The 22,386-nt window shown below is 44.2% G+C and carries 19 protein-coding genes; 1 reads left to right on the top strand and 18 read right to left on the bottom strand.

The window, feature by feature from the left end:
- Positions 1-318 precede the first annotated feature (318 nt).
- The 11 genes from AC58QT_RS26505 to AC58QT_RS26455 form a co-directional block, all read right to left on the bottom strand.
- Positions 319-1,446: an alginate lyase family protein gene (locus AC58QT_RS26505; RefSeq protein ID WP_497411635.1), complete on the bottom strand. Its 1,128-nt coding sequence runs from the start codon at positions 1,444-1,446 to the stop codon at positions 319-321.
- A gap of 44 nt (positions 1,447-1,490) precedes the next feature.
- Positions 1,491-2,525, bottom strand: a complete 1,035-nt coding sequence (locus AC58QT_RS26500) for a zinc-dependent alcohol dehydrogenase (protein ID WP_497411634.1) — start codon at positions 2,523-2,525, stop codon at positions 1,491-1,493.
- Positions 2,518-3,510, bottom strand: coding sequence for an SGNH/GDSL hydrolase family protein (locus AC58QT_RS26495; protein WP_497411633.1), 993 nt, complete (start codon positions 3,508-3,510; stop codon positions 2,518-2,520). Before AC58QT_RS26495 ends, AC58QT_RS26500 begins: the two co-directional genes overlap by 8 nt.
- Positions 3,511-3,605: 95 nt before the next feature.
- Complete coding sequence (locus AC58QT_RS26490; RefSeq protein WP_497411632.1) at positions 3,606-5,006, bottom strand: sulfatase family protein; 1,401 nt, start codon at positions 5,004-5,006, stop codon at positions 3,606-3,608.
- A 50-nt stretch (positions 5,007-5,056) separates the two neighbouring features.
- On the bottom strand, positions 5,057-6,703 hold the full coding sequence (locus tag AC58QT_RS26485) for an ABC transporter substrate-binding protein (RefSeq protein ID WP_497411631.1): 1,647 nt from the start codon (positions 6,701-6,703) through the stop codon (positions 5,057-5,059).
- Positions 6,704-6,717: 14 nt separating this feature from the next.
- On the bottom strand, positions 6,718-7,611 hold the full coding sequence (locus tag AC58QT_RS26480; protein ID WP_310224552.1) for a carbohydrate ABC transporter permease: 894 nt from the start codon (positions 7,609-7,611) through the stop codon (positions 6,718-6,720).
- 15 nt (positions 7,612-7,626) lie between these two features.
- A complete protein-coding gene (locus tag AC58QT_RS26475; protein WP_497411630.1) occupies positions 7,627-8,601 on the bottom strand; it encodes an ABC transporter permease in 975 nt (324 codons plus the stop codon).
- A 95-nt stretch (positions 8,602-8,696) separates the two neighbouring features.
- Entirely contained in the window at positions 8,697-10,502 is a 1,806-nt protein-coding gene (locus tag AC58QT_RS26470) for a sensor histidine kinase (RefSeq protein ID WP_497411629.1), read from the bottom strand.
- Positions 10,502-11,524, bottom strand: coding sequence for a response regulator (locus AC58QT_RS26465; protein ID WP_497411628.1), 1,023 nt, complete (start codon positions 11,522-11,524; stop codon positions 10,502-10,504). The genes AC58QT_RS26470 and AC58QT_RS26465 overlap by 1 nt, the downstream gene beginning before the upstream one ends.
- Before the next feature lie 217 nt (positions 11,525-11,741).
- Positions 11,742-13,958, bottom strand: a complete 2,217-nt coding sequence (locus AC58QT_RS26460; RefSeq protein ID WP_497411627.1) for a glycosyl hydrolase family 95 catalytic domain-containing protein — start codon at positions 13,956-13,958, stop codon at positions 11,742-11,744.
- Between the two features lie 207 nt (positions 13,959-14,165).
- The gene (locus tag AC58QT_RS26455; RefSeq protein ID WP_497411626.1) at positions 14,166-14,669 is read right to left on the bottom strand and encodes an NUDIX hydrolase; all 504 of its coding nucleotides are present in this window, start codon (positions 14,667-14,669) and stop codon (positions 14,166-14,168) included.
- 191 nt (positions 14,670-14,860) lie between these two features.
- Between AC58QT_RS26455 and AC58QT_RS26450 the strand changes: the two genes are divergently transcribed.
- The gene (locus AC58QT_RS26450) at positions 14,861-15,919 is read left to right on the top strand and encodes an LLM class flavin-dependent oxidoreductase (RefSeq protein ID WP_497411625.1); all 1,059 of its coding nucleotides are present in this window, start codon (positions 14,861-14,863) and stop codon (positions 15,917-15,919) included.
- 86 nt (positions 15,920-16,005) lie between these two features.
- Here the strand turns inward: AC58QT_RS26450 and AC58QT_RS26445 are convergent, their stop codons facing one another.
- The 7 genes from AC58QT_RS26445 to AC58QT_RS26415 all read right to left on the bottom strand — a co-directional run bounded on the left by AC58QT_RS26445 (position 16,006) and on the right by AC58QT_RS26415 (position 22,303).
- On the bottom strand, positions 16,006-16,938 hold the full coding sequence (locus AC58QT_RS26445) for a D-2-hydroxyacid dehydrogenase (RefSeq protein ID WP_497411624.1): 933 nt from the start codon (positions 16,936-16,938) through the stop codon (positions 16,006-16,008).
- Between the two features lie 137 nt (positions 16,939-17,075).
- Positions 17,076-17,573, bottom strand: a complete 498-nt coding sequence (locus AC58QT_RS26440; RefSeq protein ID WP_497411623.1) for a DinB family protein — start codon at positions 17,571-17,573, stop codon at positions 17,076-17,078.
- A gap of 63 nt (positions 17,574-17,636) precedes the next feature.
- On the bottom strand, positions 17,637-18,473 hold the full coding sequence (locus tag AC58QT_RS26435) for a nucleotidyltransferase domain-containing protein (RefSeq protein ID WP_497411622.1): 837 nt from the start codon (positions 18,471-18,473) through the stop codon (positions 17,637-17,639).
- A gap of 105 nt (positions 18,474-18,578) precedes the next feature.
- Positions 18,579-19,610, bottom strand: a complete 1,032-nt coding sequence (locus AC58QT_RS26430; RefSeq protein WP_497411621.1) for a leucine-rich repeat domain-containing protein — start codon at positions 19,608-19,610, stop codon at positions 18,579-18,581.
- A gap of 18 nt (positions 19,611-19,628) precedes the next feature.
- On the bottom strand, positions 19,629-20,201 hold the full coding sequence (locus AC58QT_RS26425; protein ID WP_497411620.1) for a hypothetical protein: 573 nt from the start codon (positions 20,199-20,201) through the stop codon (positions 19,629-19,631).
- Between the two features lie 71 nt (positions 20,202-20,272).
- Positions 20,273-20,869: a hypothetical protein gene (locus AC58QT_RS26420; protein WP_497411619.1), complete on the bottom strand. Its 597-nt coding sequence runs from the start codon at positions 20,867-20,869 to the stop codon at positions 20,273-20,275.
- A 66-nt stretch (positions 20,870-20,935) separates the two neighbouring features.
- Positions 20,936-22,303: an MFS transporter gene (locus AC58QT_RS26415; RefSeq protein WP_497411618.1), complete on the bottom strand. Its 1,368-nt coding sequence runs from the start codon at positions 22,301-22,303 to the stop codon at positions 20,936-20,938.
- Between the last annotated feature and the right edge of the window lie 83 nt (positions 22,304-22,386).

The raw sequence follows: 22,386 nt of genomic DNA, 5'->3' as shown, positions 1-22,386 counted from the left end.
TCGAAGACTCTTCAGCATTTCATAATTCAATGTAAATGCTCGAAATAAGGAGCATTTCTAAGAATAAGTAATTACTGTAGGCCAAGACTCCGGAATAAGGGGGCCGAGCCGAATATGCATCCTTTCCAACCTCATTTATCCTTTTTATGGCATATCGGTAAAAAAGGATGTATTTTCGCAGCAATTCTTCGAAATACGCTCTAATCTCCTTAAAAAGATGTATTTTTGCAGTTCTCATCTCATATTGGAAGACGCTTGGCTAAGCGCGCCATATACAAAAAGGACTGCCACCAGGCAGCCCCTCTCGATCTAATTCAATTAATTCACCCAAAGCAGTGGCTGGCGGATGGCCATGTTACGACGAATCTCCATGTCCGTAGGATCCGGATCAAGGCTGTTCCATAGGTCCAAATACGCCTTATTGTCATCGGCAAGCCCAGCAAATAGCAGGAATGACATCTTAGCCGGCCAGCCCTCGAAATGTTCCACGTCGGGTGAATACGGCCAAGTCGATTTATCCCTCAAATAAGGGAACAGATACGATAGGCCTCTGCTAATGCCTCGACCATCAGGCAGCTCGAAGTTCCATAAATTATCCTCAGGCGTCGAAAGAATGTGACAAAGCGTCACCATGTTATCCAACACAAAAATCGAATACCCATACGGTTTAGTACGTGCTAACTCACGTGGAAAGCTACCGTCTGGATCCATTTGATCTGGGAGCAACGACTCCTTGTACTTAAGCGTACACATACGAATCATGTCTTTGTTTTGAGTAAACCTAGCAAATGCTGCGGCTTGTACAAACCAGCAGACCCCATGATTATTACGCTCATTCATCTCTTCTAACCCATTCTCGTGTGTGCTCATCCATGTTAAATAGTCAGCAAACCACCTCTGAAGTCCTTGATAAATGTCAGTGGTCATACTTGAGGATGCGCTCAGCGCTTCAATGGCGACGGGGATATCGATCAAATGCAAGGTATCGATAATCCCAATGCCTCTGCCCGAACAAATGCCTGGTATCGCTTGCGCGTAGAGTAGATGTGGATTCATTCTCGTAGTTTCATCCAAGAAAAATACCTTTAAGAACAATACAGCTTTCTCTGCATATACCTCGTTGTTAGTAACTACATACCCAGCGGCCAAATTCGCCACATGTGTTCTCATCTTACGTAATAACAAACGATGGCTATTGAAATTATCGGGATTACTTTCACCATCCAGGCGAATATAGGGTAATCCGTCTACCGTATCGGGGTTAGGCCACCAATAATCCCCATTTGAATAATAATCATGAAGCCCCCCTTCACTTTTGCTGGCTCTCGCATCTGTAATTGAAATGGGGCTTTCCAACATGGACGCCTCAGCTTGTTTAATTATCCACGTCGTATCAAATAAGGATAGTCGATTCTTGTGATCTCTTGCTTTTGTAAGGTCCATCATGAATGTATCCTCTCCTTGCACGGTACTTTCTGCCTACCGTTAGGTTAGTTATGCGTTTCACAATCGATCATGACATGGATGGTGTCACCTTTATGCTCATTACGCAGCTTAAACGCATCAGCAATCTGACTTAAGTGGACGACATGCGTAATCATTTCTTCCGTATTGATTAAGCCATCCAGCACTAGCTGTAATCCTTTATCGAAATAATGACGATTATCGATATCCCGTTTCGGTTCCGTCGAAAAGATATCAATTCTTTTCTTATGTACTTTAAAGAAATCGACCGGCTTATGGCAAGTCCCAATGCATCCGTACATGACAATACGCCCATTCTGAGATGCCGCATCGATGGCATCAACCATGCCATCCCCTTCCAGCAAGCAGGGAATCACGACATCAAAACCATCAGGGAAATCCTTCCCTACGATATCCATTGTGTTTGCATCTGGAGAAGGAAGCTTATAGGTATGCGTTGCCCCATACTTGCGTGCTAATTCTAGCTTCTCATCAAACAGATCTGTGACAACAAGGTTACGCGGACTGTACAAGCTTATTACCTGCGTCATGACTAACCCACTGACACCTTGTCCTGTAATCAGCACATTTTTGTGAGGCGAAATCTCGCCAAGCTCTGCCGCATGAATAATACCCGGAAGCACTTCAATGAGCGAGCCTTCAATCAAAGGCAGCGATTGAGGCAAGACTTTTACAGAGAAAGGTGTACAGATGACATATTCTGCAAATGCCCCCCAAATATAGCGTAAGGCGACTGGATCCCCTACCTTAAGGCCAATAACATTGGGTCCTAGTTTATCGATGATACCTGCAACTTCATGCCCAAGCCGTGTGGGATAGGAGACAAACTCCGGTTCACGTGCCCCGCGAAATACTTCTACATCACTGCCGCAAATACCTACCCATTTCACTTTAACACGTACTTCCCCTTCAGCTGGTTCGGGAATTAGTGCTCTTTTTAACGTGATTTGCCCAATATCCTCTACAACAGCACACAACTGTGTTCCCGCTCCCTCATAATCAACCAATTGCATGGGCGGAACGGTCATTTTTCTAACCATGTTTAGGACTCCCCTCACTTAATTTTTTCGTTATATGTGTTCCCATGATTTTATAACCTTCCGCGTTGGGATGCAGTTTGTCTGGAAGCAAATCAACATAAGCCTCTCCAAAAATATCTAACCCATCTACATACGAAATGTGGGTATCCCCGTAGGATGTCAGTATCTTCACGGCTTCTTGGATCTCACTCCTCATGATAACTAAGCTCATGCCTACTGCGTTTGCATCTGTTTCCCTGTGAGGACAATAAATAGGCGAAAAAAGATAGATTGGCGTACTGCGATGCTTCTCCCGAATGATCGATACCATACCAAGTATGGCAGCACGAAACGTACGCATATTTAAACTGTTGTTCCCCATCACGTTAATACCGAGACACAGAGAAATTATATCTGCTGGGAGGTCTCGAATGACCCGAGCAACCATGGGTTCTAGATGACATTGTCCACCGAATCCTAGACAAGTTAGGTCCCATCCTTTGTTGCGAGCTACGATCGCAGGCCAAGTATGGGCTGGACTTTCAGCTGCACTGCATTGAGTTATCGAACTGCCATAGGTAACCCATCGGGGCAGATTGTGGGGTAAGGGAGTGGCGAATGCTCCTTCCTCGACTTTTAGCCTAATGACATGAACGACCGATTTTTGTGGAAAATAAATCTCTACTCGTTTCCTACCACTAGGTAAGTTTGTGAAAAAACATATGTCTTGACCTGCTAGTAAGGTGTAGGTGCCGATGAAATGATCTTCAATTACGATGTCAAATTGTCTATCTTGATCCGTACTAGCAACATGCAGTTCCACTGAAGTGGTATCACTAAGGAAAGCAAATCTTACACCGGCTGCTTCCCCTGCTTTGTCCACTAATCTAAGATCAAATAAGCCGAGCTGATCATGAGGCAATCGCCATGGTTGGAGTCCCGTTTCCTTCGTTTCAATGGAAACGGCACCCCGAAACCACGTTTTATCGATTTCTATTGTTTGCATTTCTCTCCATCACCTTTCAATCAGAAATAAGAAGATCCCTAATACAAAAAAGTCGCATGTAAGCGACTTTTTAGAACAATCTTGCTGTTTGCCAGCTACGAGGTAACAGGCAGCACCGCTTTATCTTGCAAAATATCTCCGCAATCCTGCATCCAGGATGCTAATTCAGAGGCTAGACGTTCAATGGTCCCTGCGTGTGAAGGATCTTCCGATACATCCTGCGTTTCCCATGGATCGTTACATAAATCGAACAGTTGAATGCGTTCCGTTCCTGCGTTCGTAATTGGCGAACGATAATATCGAATCAGCTTCCATTGCCCGTCTGTGATCATCCGTTGAACATCTCGATACACAGAGCCCACGACGCTGCGAACGCCTGTGATTTCACCTGTAAGAACCGGCTGCAGACTGATGCCTTCCGTTTCGTCTGGCAGTTCCACGTTACATAGCCCAGCAACCGTTGGGAAAATATCGATATTGCTTGCCAGCGCACGTACCTGCTTGCCCTCCGGAACGCCTGGCCCTCGGAATAGAAGGGGAATGCGAACACTGTGCTCGTAAAGGTTTTGTTTGCCCATCAGTCCATGCTGACCAACCGCTAAGCCATGGTCAGCTGTATATATGATGAGCGTATTGTCATAGATGCCCTTTTCTTTCAAGGCATCGACAACTCTGCCAATCTGCGCGTCCAAGTGGCTTATCATCGCGTAATAATCGGCCATATGCTGCCGAATTTCATCCTCTTCCCTCGGCCATCCAGCAAGCTTCTCGTCCCGCACAACCATATCTCCTGTATCGAATGGATGTTGTGGCATAAAGTTCGGAGGCAGCTTTATATCAGACTTGTTGTACATACTTGCATACGGCTCAGGTGCGGTTCGTGGATCATGCGGTGCCGTGAATGCGGCATACAGGAAGAACGGTCTTTTTTCCTGATACGCCTCGATGAAGTTTACGGCCGCGTTGGTAAACAACTCGGTAGAGAACGTATTCTCCATATATTCCAATTCCTTTGGATATTTCCCTGTTGCGTCATAATCAAACACTGGAACTTGGGTATGATCGCTCATCCCGTGAAAATGTAGCTTAGCTCCCCCTTCGAAACTCCGGGTGAGACTCCCCTTGTCGTTATGCCATTTGCCAACCGCATGTGTGTAATACCCTGCCTCACGCATCGTTTGCGCCATAAGACGAACATCCGAGCGAATTACGCTCGAATGTTCTCTGTTCGTCATATCTTTGCCGATCGTCGCCCGGAAGAGCGGAATACCCGTATGGACGCAGGCTCGGCTCGGCGCACAAACCGCTCCAGTTAGCGCACCAAATATATGTGTATTCCGACATGCTGTCCCGCTGGCCACTAATGAATCTAATACTGGTGTTTGCAACCTTTCACTGCCAAAAGCACCAATGGCCTCGCCACGATGATCATCTGCGATAAGAAATACGACATTGGGTCTTCCAGCCAATTGCTTCTTGATGCTTTCCTCTTTCATGTTAACCCTCACTCTCAAGCGACTTCATGTGATTTGATTCCAGCAGTGCTTTACTTCTTCGATTTATATTGGGTATAAGCTTCTTGATAAATTTCCAAATAACGTTTAATGTTCATTTTGTCCAACGTGCTCAAGTAGTTGTTCCACTCTTTTTCAACATCTAGTGACCCTGTTACTGTTTTAGCAAAAAATTCAGTACGATAGTCTGTTAATGTTTTCTCCAGCGTAGAAAGCTCTTCAGCCTGTTCGTTCGTGAAGAATAATGGCGGTACAATTTTGCTCGGATTCAGTTGGTATGGCTCATATTTCTTCGTTTCATTATACAAAATAAGTTCAAGCGAATTTTTCGGATCGGCTGCCACGCTTAAGCGCAACTCGTTCGTACGCAGTGACGGACCTGCTTGTGCCCAATGCACGTTTTGCAGCTTACCAAACGAAACAATTGGTTTCCACACGGCTTGCTTCCCATTTACGGCGAGCTCTCCTTGTGCAGGGCGCACCCACTCTTGATCAGGACGGCCTTGTGTACTGCGGAGTGTCGCTTCTTCCGAGAGGAGCAAATCTGCTAAGCGGAATGCGGCAGCGGGATTTTTGGCTTTGTTCGTGACCACGTATTGACCTGCAGACACCGCAAATGGATTGAACGCCGTAGACCGAACACCATTCGGGCCTTTGAGTGGCGGCACGGAGATATAATCTTTAAATCTCGCGTTATCGACTTCAACGAATACCGTTTGATTTTGCGATGCAATAGCTCCCACGATTGGGATCTCCGGGTTCATGCCCATTTGCTTCAGTTGGTTTCTGTCTTGTGTAAACGTTTGCGGAGAAATCAAACCTTCAGCAAACATTTTATTCAAATACTTTAAAGAGTCTTTCCACTCCGGTTGATTGAAGGCCACTTGAACTTTGCCATCCTTCACATACCGCAGGTTAAAATCCTTTTCGATAAATGCACTTGGCAGGAATAAATCCAACGTGGAGGATGGACCATTGGTAGCGCCAACTAATGGAATCTCATCTGCCTTGCCATTTCCATTCGGATCTTTTTCTTTAAAAGCTTTCAGCACTTGATAAAACTCATCCGTCGTTTCAGGCATTTTCAATCCGAGTTTGTCTAACCAAGGCTTGTAGATCCACATCTTTTGACCGAGGGAGCAATGGTAGCACTCATTCACCTGGGGTACGGAATAAATTTTACCATCAGGCATCGTAATCAAATCTTTGACATAGGAAACCTGACTAAACATCTTTTTCATCTCAACGCCGTACTTATCGATATAGGGATTCAGAGGAATAAACACGCCATCTTTCCCATAAATCGACTGCTGCACGGGAGAAACGTTCATATTCAACAGTACATCCGGATAGTCACCGCTGGCAAGTGAAACGTTTAGCTTTTCTGCAAATGTTTTTTCAGGTGCGACTTCCCAATCGATATGAATATTGGTTTTCTCTTCCAGCCACTTCGTAAACTCGTTCGTCGCAAAGTTTTCAACAATGCTGGAACCTTTAACCATCACCTTGAGCGTCGTTTTTTCTTTCGTAATCGGGAATTCGCCCGCTGGCGTTACTTGATCATCAACGATAGCTTCCTTCTTCTGGTCAGCGTCCTTTTGTCCACTGTCCGAGCATGCACTGAGAAGCACCACTGACAACGCCGTAATGGCTGCTAAAACTTTTAACCCTTTTCTCATATAAAAACCTCCCTTTACCCTTTTAATGAGCCAATCATCATGCCTTTAACAAAATGTCGTTGTATGAATGGATAGATGATGAGCACGGGCAGCGTGGACACAACGATAAGGGAAAATTTCAAAAGCTCCCGTAAACCATCTCGTGCCGCTTGATCGGCAATGTCAGTTATCATCGACGCATCGACCTCGTTTTGCACCAAAATATCCCTTAATACCAATTGAAGCGGATACAACTCTTGATGTTTTAAATACAACAATGCACTAAAATATTGATTCCAATGACCAACTGCGTAGAACAAAGAAATGACAGCTATGATTGGACCTGACAAGGGAATTACGATTTTTCTAACAAAGGTAAAATCACTGCAGCCATCCATTTGAGAGGCTTCAAGCAACTCATCTGGGATTGTTGTTTGGAAATAGGTTCGGGCAATAATCATATTCATCACGCCAAGCGCTCCTGGAATAATTAATGACCACCTTGTATCAATCATTCCCAGCTCTTTAACAACGAGATAAGAAGGGATTAATCCGCCAGAAAACATCATGGTGAAGACAAACAAAGCCATGACAGCATTCCGAGGCATAAAATCTTTCCTCGATAGCGGATAAGCCGCTATGAGTGTAAATAGCACATTGATCGTCGTTCCTACGACGGTATAAAAGACCGAGTTCAAGAAACTCGACATGATCAACCGATGCTTAAATACCGCCTCATACCCCGCTAACGTCGGCTCCACCGGAAACAACCAGACTTTCCCGGAAATGACCGCTGTGGATGAGCTGAAGGAAGCACTGACAATGTAAACTAGTGGGTATAAGATTGTAATTGTAAATACAAATAGGATGATGTAATTCACAATGGTAAAAAGTCTATCATCTGCACTCTCTTTAATATTTCCCGTCATTGAAGCGCCTCCTTATTACCACAGACTCGTTTGTCCCAGTTGTCTAGCTATCCGATTGACAAGAACAAGTAAGATTAAATTGATGACTGATTTAAACAATCCAATGGCAGATGAATAGGAATAGTTGATGGCTGTTGAAGCCAAACCAACTTTGTACACAAACGTATCAATGACCTCCGATGAGCTCATATTCAACGGATTCTGTAGCAGCAATACTTTCTCAAAGCCGATGTCGAGCACATGTCCGGTATTCATGATCAGCAGAATTACGGCAACCGGTAGAATACCCGGTATGTCGACATGCCACATACGTTGTACTTTATTGGCGCCATCCACAACTGCTGCCTCATGAAGCGAAGGATCGACAGCTGCAAGCGCTGCCAAGTAGATAATGCAGGAAAAGCCAACATTTTGCCAAATACCCGACCAGACGAAAACGTGCGAGAACCACTCCGGTATTCCCATAAAATTGATGGCGGGTAGACCGAAATACTTCATTATCGTTTGAACGAGACCCACTCGAGGGTCCATCATTTGCAGAATGATACCTACCATGACGACGACGGAAATAAAATGCGGTGCATACGTGACCATTTGTACGGTTTTCTTAAAGTAACGCGAATTAACGTAATTCAATGAAAGCGCGAGAATAATGGGAAAAGGAAAGCCTGCAAATAAACTATAGAGGCTGAGCACAATCGTGTTTTTCATAATCCGAACAAATTCATACGAATGGAAAAAACGATCAAAATGCTTTAATCCTACCCAGTCACTTGCCCATACCCCTTTTGTCGGAAGATAATTTTTGAACGCAATCAACGCCCCATACATCGGTACGTATTTGAAAATGATCAAATAAATAATCGGCAACAGCATGAATATATAAAGCTGCCAATGGCTGGATGCGTTTTTCCTCAGTCGGAACAAATAATTTTCCTTTTTACTTACTGTTGTTGTTAAGGTGCCATTCTTGCTAGCCGAAATTTCCATAAATCCCTCCCCATTTCGATGACCATAACTCGTTATGTTAGATGTACTTCTGTATGTAGCATACAAAATGATGGGTAACTGAGCATTGTGTTCATTTACACTGCTATGACTTTTTTTGCACTTGAAGATGGCATTCGAATCGTAACTTTCGTACCCTTTCCAAATTCGCTTTGTACAGAAAGCCCATATTGCTGACCGAACACCATTTGAATCCTGTTATGGACATTGAGGAGCCCGATGCTGCCTTCACTCGTTGGTTGCGAATCCACGAGTCTCTCCTGTCGGCTGTTTTGCAGTCGTGTGTTTAGTTGCGACAGTGATTCCGCTTCTATACCACAGCCATTATCTTGTACTACAACATAGAAATCCGCTTCATCTTTCCAAGCGTCAATAATAATGGTGTGTGTATCCTCGATGCCATAAGGAAACGCATGTTTGAATACATTCTCTACCAAGGGCTGCAGTGTCAAGCGAACCATGCTGTCGAGCAAATAGTCCGTAGAGATCCGAACATCAATCTCAAATTCACGCTGGTTGCGATATTTCATAATCGACATGAAATACAAAATGTGTTTTAGCTCATTCGCTACCGTAATTTCTTCCAAATCCGTACGAATGGAGTAGCGCAGCATGTAGGACAGAGAACGAACAATGTCTTTGATCTCGCTAGATTTTTGAATGACAGCATAACAAATAATGATTTCTAACGTGTTGTACAAAAAGTGCGGATTAATTTGTAATTGCAACGATTGATATTCGGCCTGCTGCCGTTTCATTAAATTATCCTGATTGCGCAGCTCGGTCTCGTAAACACGCTCAACTAGCTCTTCCAGTCGAGAGACCATCGTATTGTAGCTGATAATCAGCTGATCCATCTCATCAAGGCTACCCGTAAGCGGAACGCGGGTCCATAACCCTTTTGCCGTCTGACGCATCCCATTCTCTAACAGTCGAACTGGCCGAACAATCGATTGACCGAATCGATAAGCTAACAAGGTTGCTACAATCAAGGTAACGATACCTACAATTAGTGTCGTTTGCCGCAAGTCTGAAATGGGCTGGCGCTGTTCAGAAACGGACATACTGGCAACCAACGTCCAACCTGAGTAGTCTGATTTTCGACTAAAGAAGACTCGCCCCGGTTCTCCGGGCAGCTCAAATATTTGATCTGTTTTTGCCTCAACCGTATTGAAGAAATTACCATTCAGCTGTTTCCCGACTCGACCCGGATCTGGATGATAGAGTATTTTTCCGCGATCGTTGACGATAAAGAAATACCCGGATTCCCCGAGCTTTATGCCCTTCCATAGGGTGTTTAATTCCCCAATTTTGAGCTCCATGCCCATTATGCCTTTGAATACGGTCGATGAGGTGCGATCCGCTAATTTACGAATGAGCGTAAGATGACCATCCAGGAATCCGGAATCTTGAATCATGAGCTTACCATTGATCCTATCGTCATCCTTCATCTGTTCCACATATTCTTCAAATCCTTTGTAATTAAAAGGGACAATATGGACATTGAAATCCGTTGCCTGGAAACCGTTATACCCGACGATGTAGGTCATCGATATTTCTGGGTTGTTAATGAGTACTGGTTGAAATACGCCCTTCATTGCCACCTCGGATGAATAAAACCCAGAAGTGGAGTGATACGGTAGGTCCAGTGCTTCTTTTACCACAGGAGATATCAGAATAGAAACCGTTGCTCTCTCGTAACTTTTCAGAAATAAATCAGTCTCATGTAACACATTATCCACAATTTGCGTTAACAGTCCTTCGTACTGATTCTCCAATTCGTTGGACGATCGCCAATAGCTAGTGACCCCCAGCGTCACCAAGGCTAACGTGATAATAATTACGAAGGAAATATACACCTTGCGTACTAATCTGCTGTTCATTACTTGATCCCCAGCAGTCCGCGATATTCGGTGGGGGAATAGCCAGTTGCCTTCTTAAATACTCTGGAAAAATGGGGATAGCTTTCATAACCGACCTCGGCGACAATGTCGATGATTTTGAAGTGCGGAACAGCAAGTAACTGTTTGGCCTTATCAATTCGTTTACGCATCCGGTGCTGTACAAAGGTCTCATTCGTATGCTTCTTAAAATAATGACTGAAATAAGTTGGCGTTAGTCCTAGTTTCCCTGCTACCTTGTCCAAAGAAAGTTCTTCATCAAACAGATGCTTATCAATGTATTGAACAGCCGCCTCCAAAACATCAATTCGTTCATGATTACGGTATTCACTCAGCCGCCCAATCCAGCTTCTGATTTCGATCTGAAAGCAATCATAGGTAATGATGTTTACGGCGTTCTCCTCTAAAAGTGGTTTTGCCTCTATCCGGTAAGCTCCTCTGACATTTAGTTTCTTATGCAGCAGCCTAACAGCGTCGGACACAAGCAGATGTTGTTGGTGCTCTGTTTTTATATCGAACAACTTCCTCTTTCCCTCTTCCAGCAATTCTTCCACGTGATCCCTATCCATGAGCCAAACGGCTTCTTCCAATTGATCGATCCACTGTTCAAAATGGGCGTAGGAAATCAGAGTTGCTTCTTGCATGGCAAGCATTTTATCCAGGACTGGGAAAAGTTCAATTTCTGTAATCGGTTTTAATAAATATTCTTGTACGCCATAAGACATACACTTCTGAGCATATACAAAATCGCCATATCCGGAGAGCACGACGACTTTGGTAGATAGTTTTAATTGTTGAATATTTCGGCATAGCTCTAATCCGTCCATCCGCGGCATTCGAATATCCGTCAATACGATGTCTGGCGGGCTTGCCATAATATGCGACAAGGCTGAGGCACCATCCGTAAATGTATCAATCTCACTAAACCGTTGATATTCACTGATTAGTGTTTTGAGGCCAACCCCGATAATAGGTTCATCGTCTACAATACAGATTCTAGTCATTCGGTTGCTCCCTGTTCCAAAATGAATTCCTGTAATCGCCTCTGCAAGAGCTCCATACCTTTATTATGGTACGATTTCCTTTTTGTTGAATACCCATCAAAACCTGAACAACGTCATCAAAATCGCAACTACGAACCCTTAATTATCGAAATGTGTATGCAAAATAAAGAGAGACCACTCGGTAAAGCCTACCGAGCAGTCTATGGATGCAATGTCATTATTGAATGGGCAACCCGTAGAGTCGCCAAGGTTTGTTTCCTCCAAAATAGCCGCACATATGACTTTCTGCCGGTACAGGCTCGACTTCCCATGAACCCCTATCGGCTATAGTATAATCTGCACGAAAGAGCACAGCTTCCTCACCTTGCGGCAAGTCAAGCTCGAATATACCACCGCCCAACGAACGATACTGGATGTTCGAACTTGCTGACATACGGATGTCTCCCGTCATATCTGTCTTTAAGCGGCAGGGTTGACCGGCTAAGCTTTTGACCCTAATCCACACTGTTGCTCCTTCAGCTCGACTCGCACTGACTACAAATGCGCCTTCGGCTCGCAAATCATGAAATGCGACTTCCCTCCACGTAGATGGAACGGCCGGAAATACGCGGATCTCATCTCCCCAGCTTTGAAGCAGCATATCGTGTATGGCCTCAGCGCCAGCGAGCGGTGATTCAATGACCGGTCCAGCTTCCCGATACATGGTATTCGGCTTCAAAAGATGCATCAGCGTCTTCAGATACTTGAGTGACTCATCACCCTCACCTAAAGCGGCAGCAATGGATGCGGCCCCTGTAAAAGTAAACCCACGCAGGTCTCCCTCACGCGAAAACCAATGACGAAGCGAACGCATGATGAGTTCTCTTTCCTCCGGCGTGTCTCCAGTCATCAAATGCAGCGGGAATACAGCCATTAGATGGCTGAAATGCCGATGTCCAAATTCCAAGGACTGGCCGGCGCCGATCATAAAACCAGTCTCATCAACGGGGAGCGGCACCAGTTGTTCCAGGGTAGTCTCCCATTGGGCTTTTTGAGGGTCATCCCTGTCAAGAATACGGCCAATACGCAGCAAAGTTTGGCACCCCCAGCGCAGCAAGGCCAAATCATAGTGAGTATCAGGCACGGTCAACTGTAAGAAAGAACCATATTCAGGTGAGATCATCGGAGGAAGGTGCAATTTCCCGTCTTCCCCCTCTTCGAGCAAATGCAAATAGTATTGTACGCTTCGCTTCAGCAGTGGAAATAACAGTTCCTCTAGCATCGAATGGTCCATGGAATGTCGATAATGCCGCCAAAGATTATGGCAAACCCACGTTAAATTTCCTACCTCTGTGCCTACATTTCCAGCTAAATCGTAGCTCATGCTACGGCCCAATCCTGCTGAGTCTTCCCGGTACTGTTCAGGTACGTTTCGTATCAACTGTTCCATATTGTCTCGGAAAGCACGAACAAGTGATTCGCCTAGCTCTAAGCGTCCTGATGTATACACAGGTGAGTAGCTCATCTGTACATTCATGTTGAACCACACCCCCGCCCATGGTGTCGTTGTGAGCCAAGGTCCTTGATTATCCATGATCATTCCATCGGAGCGGGTTGCAGATGCGAGTTTGTACATTTGGATCCAATAAAAGCTTTCCAACATCGTATCGGGGATGGATACAAAACTTTGCTGATAGTAGTGATGCCACCAACTTCGGTGCAACGCCTGCCAAGACTCCCGTGGCTGATTAACCGCGTGTCTAACAGCGGTTTCAATCCTTTGTTTCACCAGCTCATGACAACCATTGCCAATTGATAACCATAATTGATGTAAGTTTCCGCCTTTTTCTGGCCGTTTTTCCATCCATGCCGTGGTACATCCTCCTGCATAGTTAAACGTTTGCACAGCAACATGTAAGCCATCTTCATTTACTTCACGTACGACTTCCGCCTGTGGAATATATTGATTCAGGTTAAAGCCGTCCGCATTTTTCAATACATGATCCACTTCACTAAAAGCGTACCAAGACATACGAGCCTCTCTTTCGCCTTCGCTCGTTTCCAGCTCTACAGACAGTACCTGATCTTGGCTGTGTACAAATGCGCGCACCTTCAAGGTGCCAACTGTCGTTGTTATCTCCGCCCGCATCTCGGCATTCCATAAATCAAGCCGTATGCTTGATGGTTGATAATACCATCCGACTAGCTCCAGATGCAGCTCCCCTACTGGCACGCGTGGTGGAAAACCACCTCCAGGTTTTTGCGCCGTAACGTCCGTACACCCAAGTACAAAGCGCAGTACATTGCGTTTATCACGATGCTCTTCACTATATATCATGGCCCCGATAAACCCGTTGCCAATAAAAGCTCCCTCATTCCACGAATTCGGTTTTACGGACCAAGTCATATCATGTCTCGCCATAAAAGATGGCCAGTCCACCTTCGTCTTTATCATCCATTGCACAACCTTTCTTACATTTGAGTACGCACTTAGCGGCTAATCTGAACATTACACGGTCCATGTAAATATACGTGTGAACAGGCGAGCTATCATTGTGTTTATTTATTGCGATATGATTTTTTTTGCTTTTCAAAGTACAAAAAACCTTCTATCCGCATTTGCAGAAAGAAGGTTTATCTCTTATCAAACATATAAGATTGACTAGCGTTCAGATAAAGTTAACTTTTCTAAATAGGTCAAATAATATAATACGCCTGCTCGATCTACACTTGAAAATTGGCGGGGATCCTCGTTCATTAGTCGTCTTAATTCGTCAACGGCGATCCATCTAGGGTTCTTTGTATCATCTCCAGATTGTAATAACTCACCTTGTACGCGACATCGAAAGTACGCTCCGACGGAGTCAAAAGAGCCATTAATTGTCTGATACACGCTAAACGGCTTCATACATTCCACTTCAAAACTAGGATCGATACCTACGGTATCTATTCTCGTATCCTCACCTTCAATTTCGACAACATGGAGTCCCGTCTCTTCCTTAACTTCTCTTATAAGTGCTGTCACGAAGGATTCGAAAGGTTCTAGTCGCCCACCAGGCAATTCAAGCAATTGAGATTCACCTGCTTTGTTTCGTGTTTGAATGACGATTTCCATCGTTCCATTCACATATCTTTCAATGATTGCACGCGAATTAACGAAAAACATACGTATTCACAGCACCCTTCTTTATGCTCTTTGTGGTATATTATACCTATTTCGGGAAGTCTACTAAAGAGAATAATGGGTTTGCTACAAAATGATTAAACTTTTTACTTTACGTGATAATTTCGCTTACTTTTGTTGAGTTACATTAAAAAGTATAGTATAATACATATATCTTGAAGGGAGCGATTCATATGTCTAATCTTACAACTTCATCTATTGAAATAGGAATAAGTACTTTTCTCGAAGCTGCTCCGAGAGCAAATGGCATCACACACGCCGAACGTCTCCGCCAAGCAGTTGAGGAAATTAATCTGGCTGATCAAGTCGGTTTAGATGTCTATGCGATCGGCGAACATCATCGAGCAGATTACGCGAGCTCAGCACCTGCTGTCATTCTGGCTGCCGCCGCTGCAACGACTAAACGGATCCGGCTCTCGAGTGCCGTCACCGTGTTGTCATCCGATGATCCGGTTCGTGTCTATCAAGCTTTCTCCACACTGGATGGTATATCCAACGGTAGGGCGGAAATTATGGCCGGTAGAGGATCGTTTATTGAATCTTTCCCCTTATTCGGACATGATTTAAACGACTATGATGCACTATTCGAGGAAAATCTCGAGCTTCTGCTGAAGATTCGTGAATCGGAGAAAGTAACTTGGAGAGGCGGTCATCGAGCAGCTATCAACAATCTGGGTGTTTATCCGCGATCTGTACAAGAGCCCCTACCCGTATGGATCGGAACCGGTGGCAAGCCAGAATCAGCAGTTCGTGCCGGTATGCTAGGTTTGCCTGTCGTATTTGCGATCATTGGTGGCATGCCAGAGAGGTTCGCTCCGCTAGTCAATCTCTACAAGGAAGCAGCCGCGAAAGCAGGACACGACGTTAGCAAGCTTCAAATTGCTACGCATTCGCATGGCTTCATCTCAGATACGGTTGAGAAGGCAGCGGACATGTTCTACCCTTCTACAGCAGCTCAAATGAATACGATTGGTCGTGAACGCGGCTGGGCGCCATACACGCGTGAATCTTTCGATGCTGCGCGCAGCCTTCGTGGAGCACTGTATGTCGGTGATCCCGAGTATGTAGCGGAGAAAATCGTCCTGCTCCGCAAGAACCTAGGGTTAACACGTTTCCTCTTACATGTAGATGTCAGCACGCTGCCACATCAAGACTTGCTACGTACCATCGAGCTGCTCGGCACAAAGGTCGCTCCGATCGTTCGTAAAGAACTTGCTCGCATGGAAGCGTAAGGTAAATGTAGATATAACAAAAGGTCCGAAATCAGGTGAAAACCCTGGACTCGGACCTTTTTTTCATATTCCGACGTAAACCGAGTCTAATATCCTCTGTTTACATCAACCGATTGGCTAATTCGTTCTTGCCCACTGTCTATCTCTGCGAGCATAGCAAGCACGCCTTCAATCGCTTCCTCCACACCAGTAACAGCAGAAATATGAGGAGTAATGACCACATTCGAATTTGTCCATAATGGTGACTCTACTGGCAGAGGTTCCTCTCTGAACACATCAAGAACAGCTCTGCGCACATGACCTTGCTCAATTGCCTCAAGCAACGCATGGTCATCCACCGAAGCCCCTCTTCCTACGTTGATAAAGCCTGCGCCCTGCATAAAGGAAAACAAGCGTTTATTAAACAAACGCTCAGTTGCTAATGTTAAGGGGAGTGTATTAATTACCCAGTCGGCCTGCGATAATACGGCTTGTACATCAGAAATCGGTATCACCCTTGTAAAATGACTGTTCGCAGTAGCGCTGCGAGATATTCCGTATACGGTCACCCCGAACGTTTGAAGCATCCTAGCCACTTCCTCGCCTATCGTTCCGGTACCAAAAATGACAATGTTCATCTCCTGTAACAGTTTCTGCTTTGAAGGCATCCATACTTTCTGAGCCTGCGTATGCTGAAAATAATCATGTCGATGCATATCAGCCAGTATATAACTTAAGCAATACTCCCCTATTTTCTGCCCAAAACTACCGATCGTACGAGTTAGTAAGACCTCTTTTTTCCATTCACGGTTAAAAAGAAAGGCATCAACGCCAGCACCGAGCGCATGCACCCACTGCAAATTACCAAAATGAAACGACACCGTCGGTTTAAAAGCCACATACCCATCCGCCCACTCGAAGTGATTTGGACGAACTTCCGCCTCCGGAAGAAACAAATACTCCCTCTTCATGTCCAGTGAAGCAAGCATTTCAAGTTCTTTATACATGCGACCGGTTACGATCACTTTTTTGATATTCATCTGACCTATCCTCCTGATGATACTTACAATAAAATGATCGTAGCTTATTATGAATTCGAAAACAATGCGGTGCTTAATGGTCGCTTAAAATCGAGAAAAAGGCAACCACTGGCTGCCTCTTCAATAACTATGAATCACTATTTTTCTTGTAAATCGTTTAGAAAGTTTATCATTTGCTTTCCGTGATGAGCATCATGCTCAATAAATTCATGAATGATATAAAGTAGGGAGTAAGGTTGACCTGTATGAGGGCAATGAGTGACACCGTTTGCGGTTGTTTCAAACAATAAGTCTTCAGAGGTCATATTTCTTAGAAGATCAATCAGTTTCGTTCTATCTTCTGAGAATTCTTGTAGTAAGTCATTTTTGGATACACCTGAATTTGCGTGTTCATAGGCTTTGCTATTATAGTCGTTGAAATCGGGAAATTCAATCCCCCCGCCTTGCATAATGGAAGGAATGACGACATCAATGAGATGAAGATCCCAGTTTCTTAGATGTGCAATGATTTCAGCGATGGAACACTTACCTTCTTGAATGGGACGATGCCAAACTTGATCGCTCAAAGGCTGTAAAGTATTTTGTGTCCAATGGTTAAATTGTTCATAATCACTGATTGTGTTGTGAATATTCATTCGTCATCTCCATCATCATGATACATACATCATAGCACAATTCCAGAGACGGGAACATATGTTTCATTTGTTAATTAAATCTTTTGTTTCTTGTACCAGTTCACGCAACATGTTAATCGCTTCCCTTAAGGCGTCTTGATCTTCCGAGATTCGTGCAAAAGCGTCCTTGATTCGCTGCGCATAGTTGCTCGGCACGATTGGAAATGAATCCGCAATGGAGGAAGCACCTTTTTCATTCATTAAATAGGTTTCATTTTTTGCAAACAATACCTGATTTAAACAAGATACGGATCTGAAACAACATCCTGCAATAAAGGAAATATCATTTTTGTATATTCCTTTATACCCATTGTCTAAAGCAAAAGTTGCCTCCCACAAAAATTTCCCGATGATTGCTTCTAACAAGGTTGGGGGATACGAATTCGTTCTACTCTTCATACGACCTATGACGTCCGATGGATCCCATAATACTTGACACAATGCAATTTCTGCCATGTAAATGGCGTTAGCAAATCCATGTGGATGTCCGGGTTGATAATCCATCGTGACCTCTCCCCTAACACACTCGTCAATGACTCTCGACACTTTATGCTGATCACGATATATAAAATCGACAGCCATTTGATTAACTTTTAACCATCCGCCCCCATTAATCCAGGGTCCCCAACTACCTATTTCTGTCACCATGTCTTCTCTATGATCATCATCGAGTTCAGCCGCAACCTGACGAAGCTGAGCAATATCTAACCCTAAGGAAGAATCATAATAGATACCAATATCAATATCTGAATGGTTGTTAGCAGTTCCCCTTGCTCTTGAACCACCGAGAACTATTGCACTTATTCCGTTAACTGATTTAAGTTTGTTAACAATATTCGCAATAATGTCATTTACGCTCATCATTCACACTCCAAATCTTATTTACATCTATCATAATGAATGATGGGTAATCGCTTCAAGGGAGAAGATTTATTAAATTATGTTGTCCCCTACAGACTCCGTCATTTACCACAGCGTATCCCTTGACAGGTTCACATATTCCAGTTGTTTCATTTTCAAAAGAAAGTCAGGTTTACGATCGATCATACTCATACTGATGTTCAAAAGTCGCAGATTTTGAAGATTCTCTAACTCGTGCGGTAGCTCATGGATCGCCGAATATTGGATCGTAAGATACGCCAGACTATCTACTTCACCAATCTCAGGTGGAATGCGATCTAGGCTAATTTCTTCCTTCGGCTTAAACACAAACTCGGGAGTCGGCCGATCCGAACTTGCACAAATGATGCTAAGCTCCCTCAATTTTTTCAATTTGCCTATGGACGCCGGAATACATGCTAAATCGGCTGTCATGATTTTCAAGCTTTCAAGCTTGCTTAACTCAAATAACGCCTCGGGAAGATGATACAGATCCTGTTCAAATATTTCTAGCTCGCGCAACTCTGTCAGTTCACGGATCCGCTCTGGTAGTTCAGTCACACCATGCCTACTCAGATATAGCCAATTCGTTTGATGTTTGATCGCATCATCTAGTAGACAATCCAGATCGCGGTGAGACGCTAGTTGCAAAAAAAGCCCCGTTATTTGTTCCATTAATGCAACAGCTTCTTCCTCAGTTACATCCATACCATACCAGCGTTCATGTACTACGGAGTAAAGATAATCGCCGCCACCTTCTTTTACAAAACACAAATCTTCCGGCAGAGAAGGATAAATCCAGTCCGACAGGGCGTTGGCATTTTGCTTCAGTAAGTTCCCGCTCTCTTCACAGGATCTATATAGGTAATAGGTTCCCGCTGTATAGAAAGCACGGCAGTCATATGTCGTTCTCATTCGTTTGATTTCTTCGATATCTCCTTGGAGCACAATTGTCTGCAGCAGGAATGGCTCTAATGACTCCAACACGTGAGCATACTTCCCTCTTCCTTCGACAGCTGCCAGTTTCTCTCCAAGCACAAAATAGGCCGAATTTCGGATCGCTAAATCGATGACTTGGTTGTAAGCTTCCCCTTTGGGGTCTGTATACATTCTTTTCATAGAAGTCGCCCTTTCTCCTTAACGGAGAGGATTTTCATTTGGATCTGGATAGGTTAATCTCACCGAATTCGCAATGTCCACCAAAACGTGCTCCGTTATTTTCGCTTTTACACGATAGCCGACAATTAAGTCATATTGATAGTTATTCTTTTCAAAAGAAAGCATGTAAAATCGGCCAGATGACACCTTTCCGTATTGTGCGATAGTTCCATCACTGAGTTCGTAGGTACCAAGTAAATTACTCTTATTCTGAAATAAGTTACTACGATATGCAGACGGTCTTATCCGTATCATATAGTGATAGACATTCTCACGTTCGTTCAGATACTCAATCTCGAGTTCATCATTCGCGGGACTGCCCGAAGTGGTCGAACATCTCCCAAGTTGATGCGTAAATGCCACTGGTGGCACCTTAATGGGTAATTTGATGTCACGCGAGAAATACTTCTCACATGCCGCCACTGCATCATCAACCGTTGTATACCCCATCTTAAGATGCATCTCTTCAAAAGGCTCTTTCGCCTCCACATCATTGGGTGCATGACTAGTACAAACGATTAGTAAACCAAACACCACTAGCATTCTCCACATGGTGTACACCTTCCCTAATTTTTGGATATAGGCTCTCCATATTAGTAAGGGAACATACACCTTATTCGAAGTTATTTCTTGAGCCAAATATTTTTATATAAATCAGTAATCGTTACTTCGACAATCCCCGCGTCTTTTATAGGCTCACCTTTTGGTCCCGTGCTTAAGTAGATATTAAATGAGAAACAATCGCCATCCTTAAAATTCAAACCACATTGACCTGAATCCGTTGCAAGGTATGTTTTATCTTCGTACTTAACCGTCATTTTGGCAGACATGGAATAAGTAAAGGCATGATCATTAATAGTCTCATGATGAATCCCCGAAATGAGAGAAGCACCCGATAATGAATACGTTCCGATTGATCGAAATCCAATATCATACTCGCCAACACGTCTACTCTGAAGCCAAGATAAGTAAATCTTATGTTCGTCATCCTTATAGATCTCTTTTCCGATGTTACTTTCTAGGTCAGACAAATCCACCTGTAGCGTGTACTTCCCATCGATGACCTGACTATTTCTACTCGTAAATTCAGTTGTGTTGTTTGCAATAAATGCGATACCTTCAGTCCATAAACTTATCAATCCAGTTGACCAGAGGACGACAATCGTAACGAAGGTAACCATAAGTAGCGAGGTCATATAAATCAGTTTTTTTACACGCATTTCACCGATCCTACCTCCCTCGCTTTCCTATGTTCATGTATATGAGACTTCAGGTATGCTCATTTGTTATTGCATAGCTTTTTGTGCATGCCGACTGGGCATACGCATGGTCAAAGCGAACATTAACACACCAAGTCCTGCACATGTCCACGCCATGCTATGCAGGTGCGAGGTCGTTATGTTTTTGCCGAATAATGCCGCAAGTAAACTTGAAGACAGAATGGTTCCAATGAACCGGGAAGTCATGAATAATCCGGAAGCAATGCCTGTCTCTTCTTTAGTAACGAAATCGTACAGTGCTGTCTGCATGGATAAATTGTTAAATCCGTTGGCGATCCCAAGTACGCAGAGGACAAGGAAAATGGTCACTGCGTTTGCATTGTCCTGGATGAGCATGAGCAGCAAGCTGCCGACTGCAACCAGAGCCGTTCCGGCAATTAGTGGCGGCCTGGATCCGCTCTGGTCAATCCAGCGACCGACTAGTGGCGTGACCAACACACTGAAACCGGCAATAGACAGCATAACTAGTCCTGTCTTCTGCGGGTCCATCCCTTGTACGCTCTGCAAGTAAGACGGAATGCCAAACATGATGGAATAGAAGGCAATATTGGTCAAAATAAACTGCGCATAAATACGAGTCACGTTCATATTGTTACGTAAAAAAGCAACATTGATGAACGGCTTACTTTGCCCGAGCTCATATCGGTATAGCCAGAACGTCAGTCCTACGCTGACTATCAGCTTCCACAGGCTTAGCCCATCTGCTAGTGCTAAGAAAAACAGCAGCCACATGAATATGGTCGATGAAAATAAAGCTACCCCCCGCCAATCCATCTCGGCAGCGCGGCCAACCATTTTTGGATCTTTCGGGAACAGTTTCCATGCGAGAACAAAGGAAGCAATAATAAATGGAAAATTGCAAAGGAAAATCAATGGCCAATCTCCGTAATGTAATAACAAGCCACCAAGTGAGGGGCCAAAGGCAGCTGAAGTACTGGAAAATATGGATATGATGCCAAGAGCCTTTGCTTGATTAGACGTAATTTGACTGCGGATCATCCCCATGCCTGAAGGAAACAAGGCAGAGCTGCCCAAAGCCTGAATAATCCGAAACCCGATAAGCCACCCGAAGGTAGGTGACAGCGGCGCTAGGCTCGATGACAACGTGACGAGCAACAGCCCCAGGATGAACACTTTTTTACGACCAAATAAATCGCTCCACTTGCCCATTAACGGCTGTCCAATTGCACTGACTAAGTAGTAAGTAGAGATTAACCACGATACATCAGCAAATGTAAGCTGGAAATCCTCCTGTAGCCGAGCTAAAGCGACTGAAATCATTGTCGTATTGAGCGGGTTAAGCAATGTGCCAAGTGCAACGGCGGTAATAAGCAGCATTTCTTTTCGTTTGATTGCTGGCTGAATGAGTGCCATGCTATCACCTCATTTTTAATTTGTTCTTGGAATAACCTGCATAAAAAACCGCGGCAGCTTAAAGACTAGCAAAAAGTCCTAAG

Source organism: Paenibacillus sp. J31R109 (genome assembly GCF_059692055.1).
The sequence above is the reverse complement of the archived record's forward strand: the minus strand, read 5'-3'. Positions and strand labels throughout refer to the sequence as shown.

Coding starts and splice junctions, on each gene's coding strand:
- AC58QT_RS26445 (WP_497411624.1), bottom strand. CDS start 16,938: ATGAATATCAAAAAAGTGATCGTAACCGGTCGCATGTATAAAGAACTT.
- AC58QT_RS26465 (WP_497411628.1), bottom strand. CDS start 11,524: ATGACTAGAATCTGTATTGTAGACGATGAACCTATTATCGGGGTTGGC.
- AC58QT_RS26415 (WP_497411618.1), bottom strand. CDS start 22,303: ATGGCACTCATTCAGCCAGCAATCAAACGAAAAGAAATGCTGCTTATT.
- AC58QT_RS26430 (WP_497411621.1), bottom strand. CDS start 19,610: ATGAAAAGAATGTATACAGACCCCAAAGGGGAAGCTTACAACCAAGTC.
- AC58QT_RS26440 (WP_497411623.1), bottom strand. CDS start 17,573: ATGAATATTCACAACACAATCAGTGATTATGAACAATTTAACCATTGG.
- AC58QT_RS26420 (WP_497411619.1), bottom strand. CDS start 20,869: ATGCGTGTAAAAAAACTGATTTATATGACCTCGCTACTTATGGTTACC.
- AC58QT_RS26470 (WP_497411629.1), bottom strand. CDS start 10,502: ATGAACAGCAGATTAGTACGCAAGGTGTATATTTCCTTCGTAATTATT.
- AC58QT_RS26485 (WP_497411631.1), bottom strand. CDS start 6,703: ATGAGAAAAGGGTTAAAAGTTTTAGCAGCCATTACGGCGTTGTCAGTG.
- AC58QT_RS26495 (WP_497411633.1), bottom strand. CDS start 3,510: ATGCAAACAATAGAAATCGATAAAACGTGGTTTCGGGGTGCCGTTTCC.
- AC58QT_RS26455 (WP_497411626.1), bottom strand. CDS start 14,669: ATGTTTTTCGTTAATTCGCGTGCAATCATTGAAAGATATGTGAATGGA.
- AC58QT_RS26460 (WP_497411627.1), bottom strand. CDS start 13,958: ATGATAAAGACGAAGGTGGACTGGCCATCTTTTATGGCGAGACATGAT.
- AC58QT_RS26505 (WP_497411635.1), bottom strand. CDS start 1,446: ATGATGGACCTTACAAAAGCAAGAGATCACAAGAATCGACTATCCTTA.
- AC58QT_RS26490 (WP_497411632.1), bottom strand. CDS start 5,006: ATGAAAGAGGAAAGCATCAAGAAGCAATTGGCTGGAAGACCCAATGTC.
- AC58QT_RS26435 (WP_497411622.1), bottom strand. CDS start 18,473: ATGAGCGTAAATGACATTATTGCGAATATTGTTAACAAACTTAAATCA.
- AC58QT_RS26450 (WP_497411625.1), top strand. CDS start 14,861: ATGTCTAATCTTACAACTTCATCTATTGAAATAGGAATAAGTACTTTT.
- AC58QT_RS26500 (WP_497411634.1), bottom strand. CDS start 2,525: ATGGTTAGAAAAATGACCGTTCCGCCCATGCAATTGGTTGATTATGAG.
- AC58QT_RS26480 (WP_310224552.1), bottom strand. CDS start 7,611: ATGACGGGAAATATTAAAGAGAGTGCAGATGATAGACTTTTTACCATT.
- AC58QT_RS26475 (WP_497411630.1), bottom strand. CDS start 8,601: ATGGAAATTTCGGCTAGCAAGAATGGCACCTTAACAACAACAGTAAGT.
- AC58QT_RS26425 (WP_497411620.1), bottom strand. CDS start 20,201: ATGTGGAGAATGCTAGTGGTGTTTGGTTTACTAATCGTTTGTACTAGT.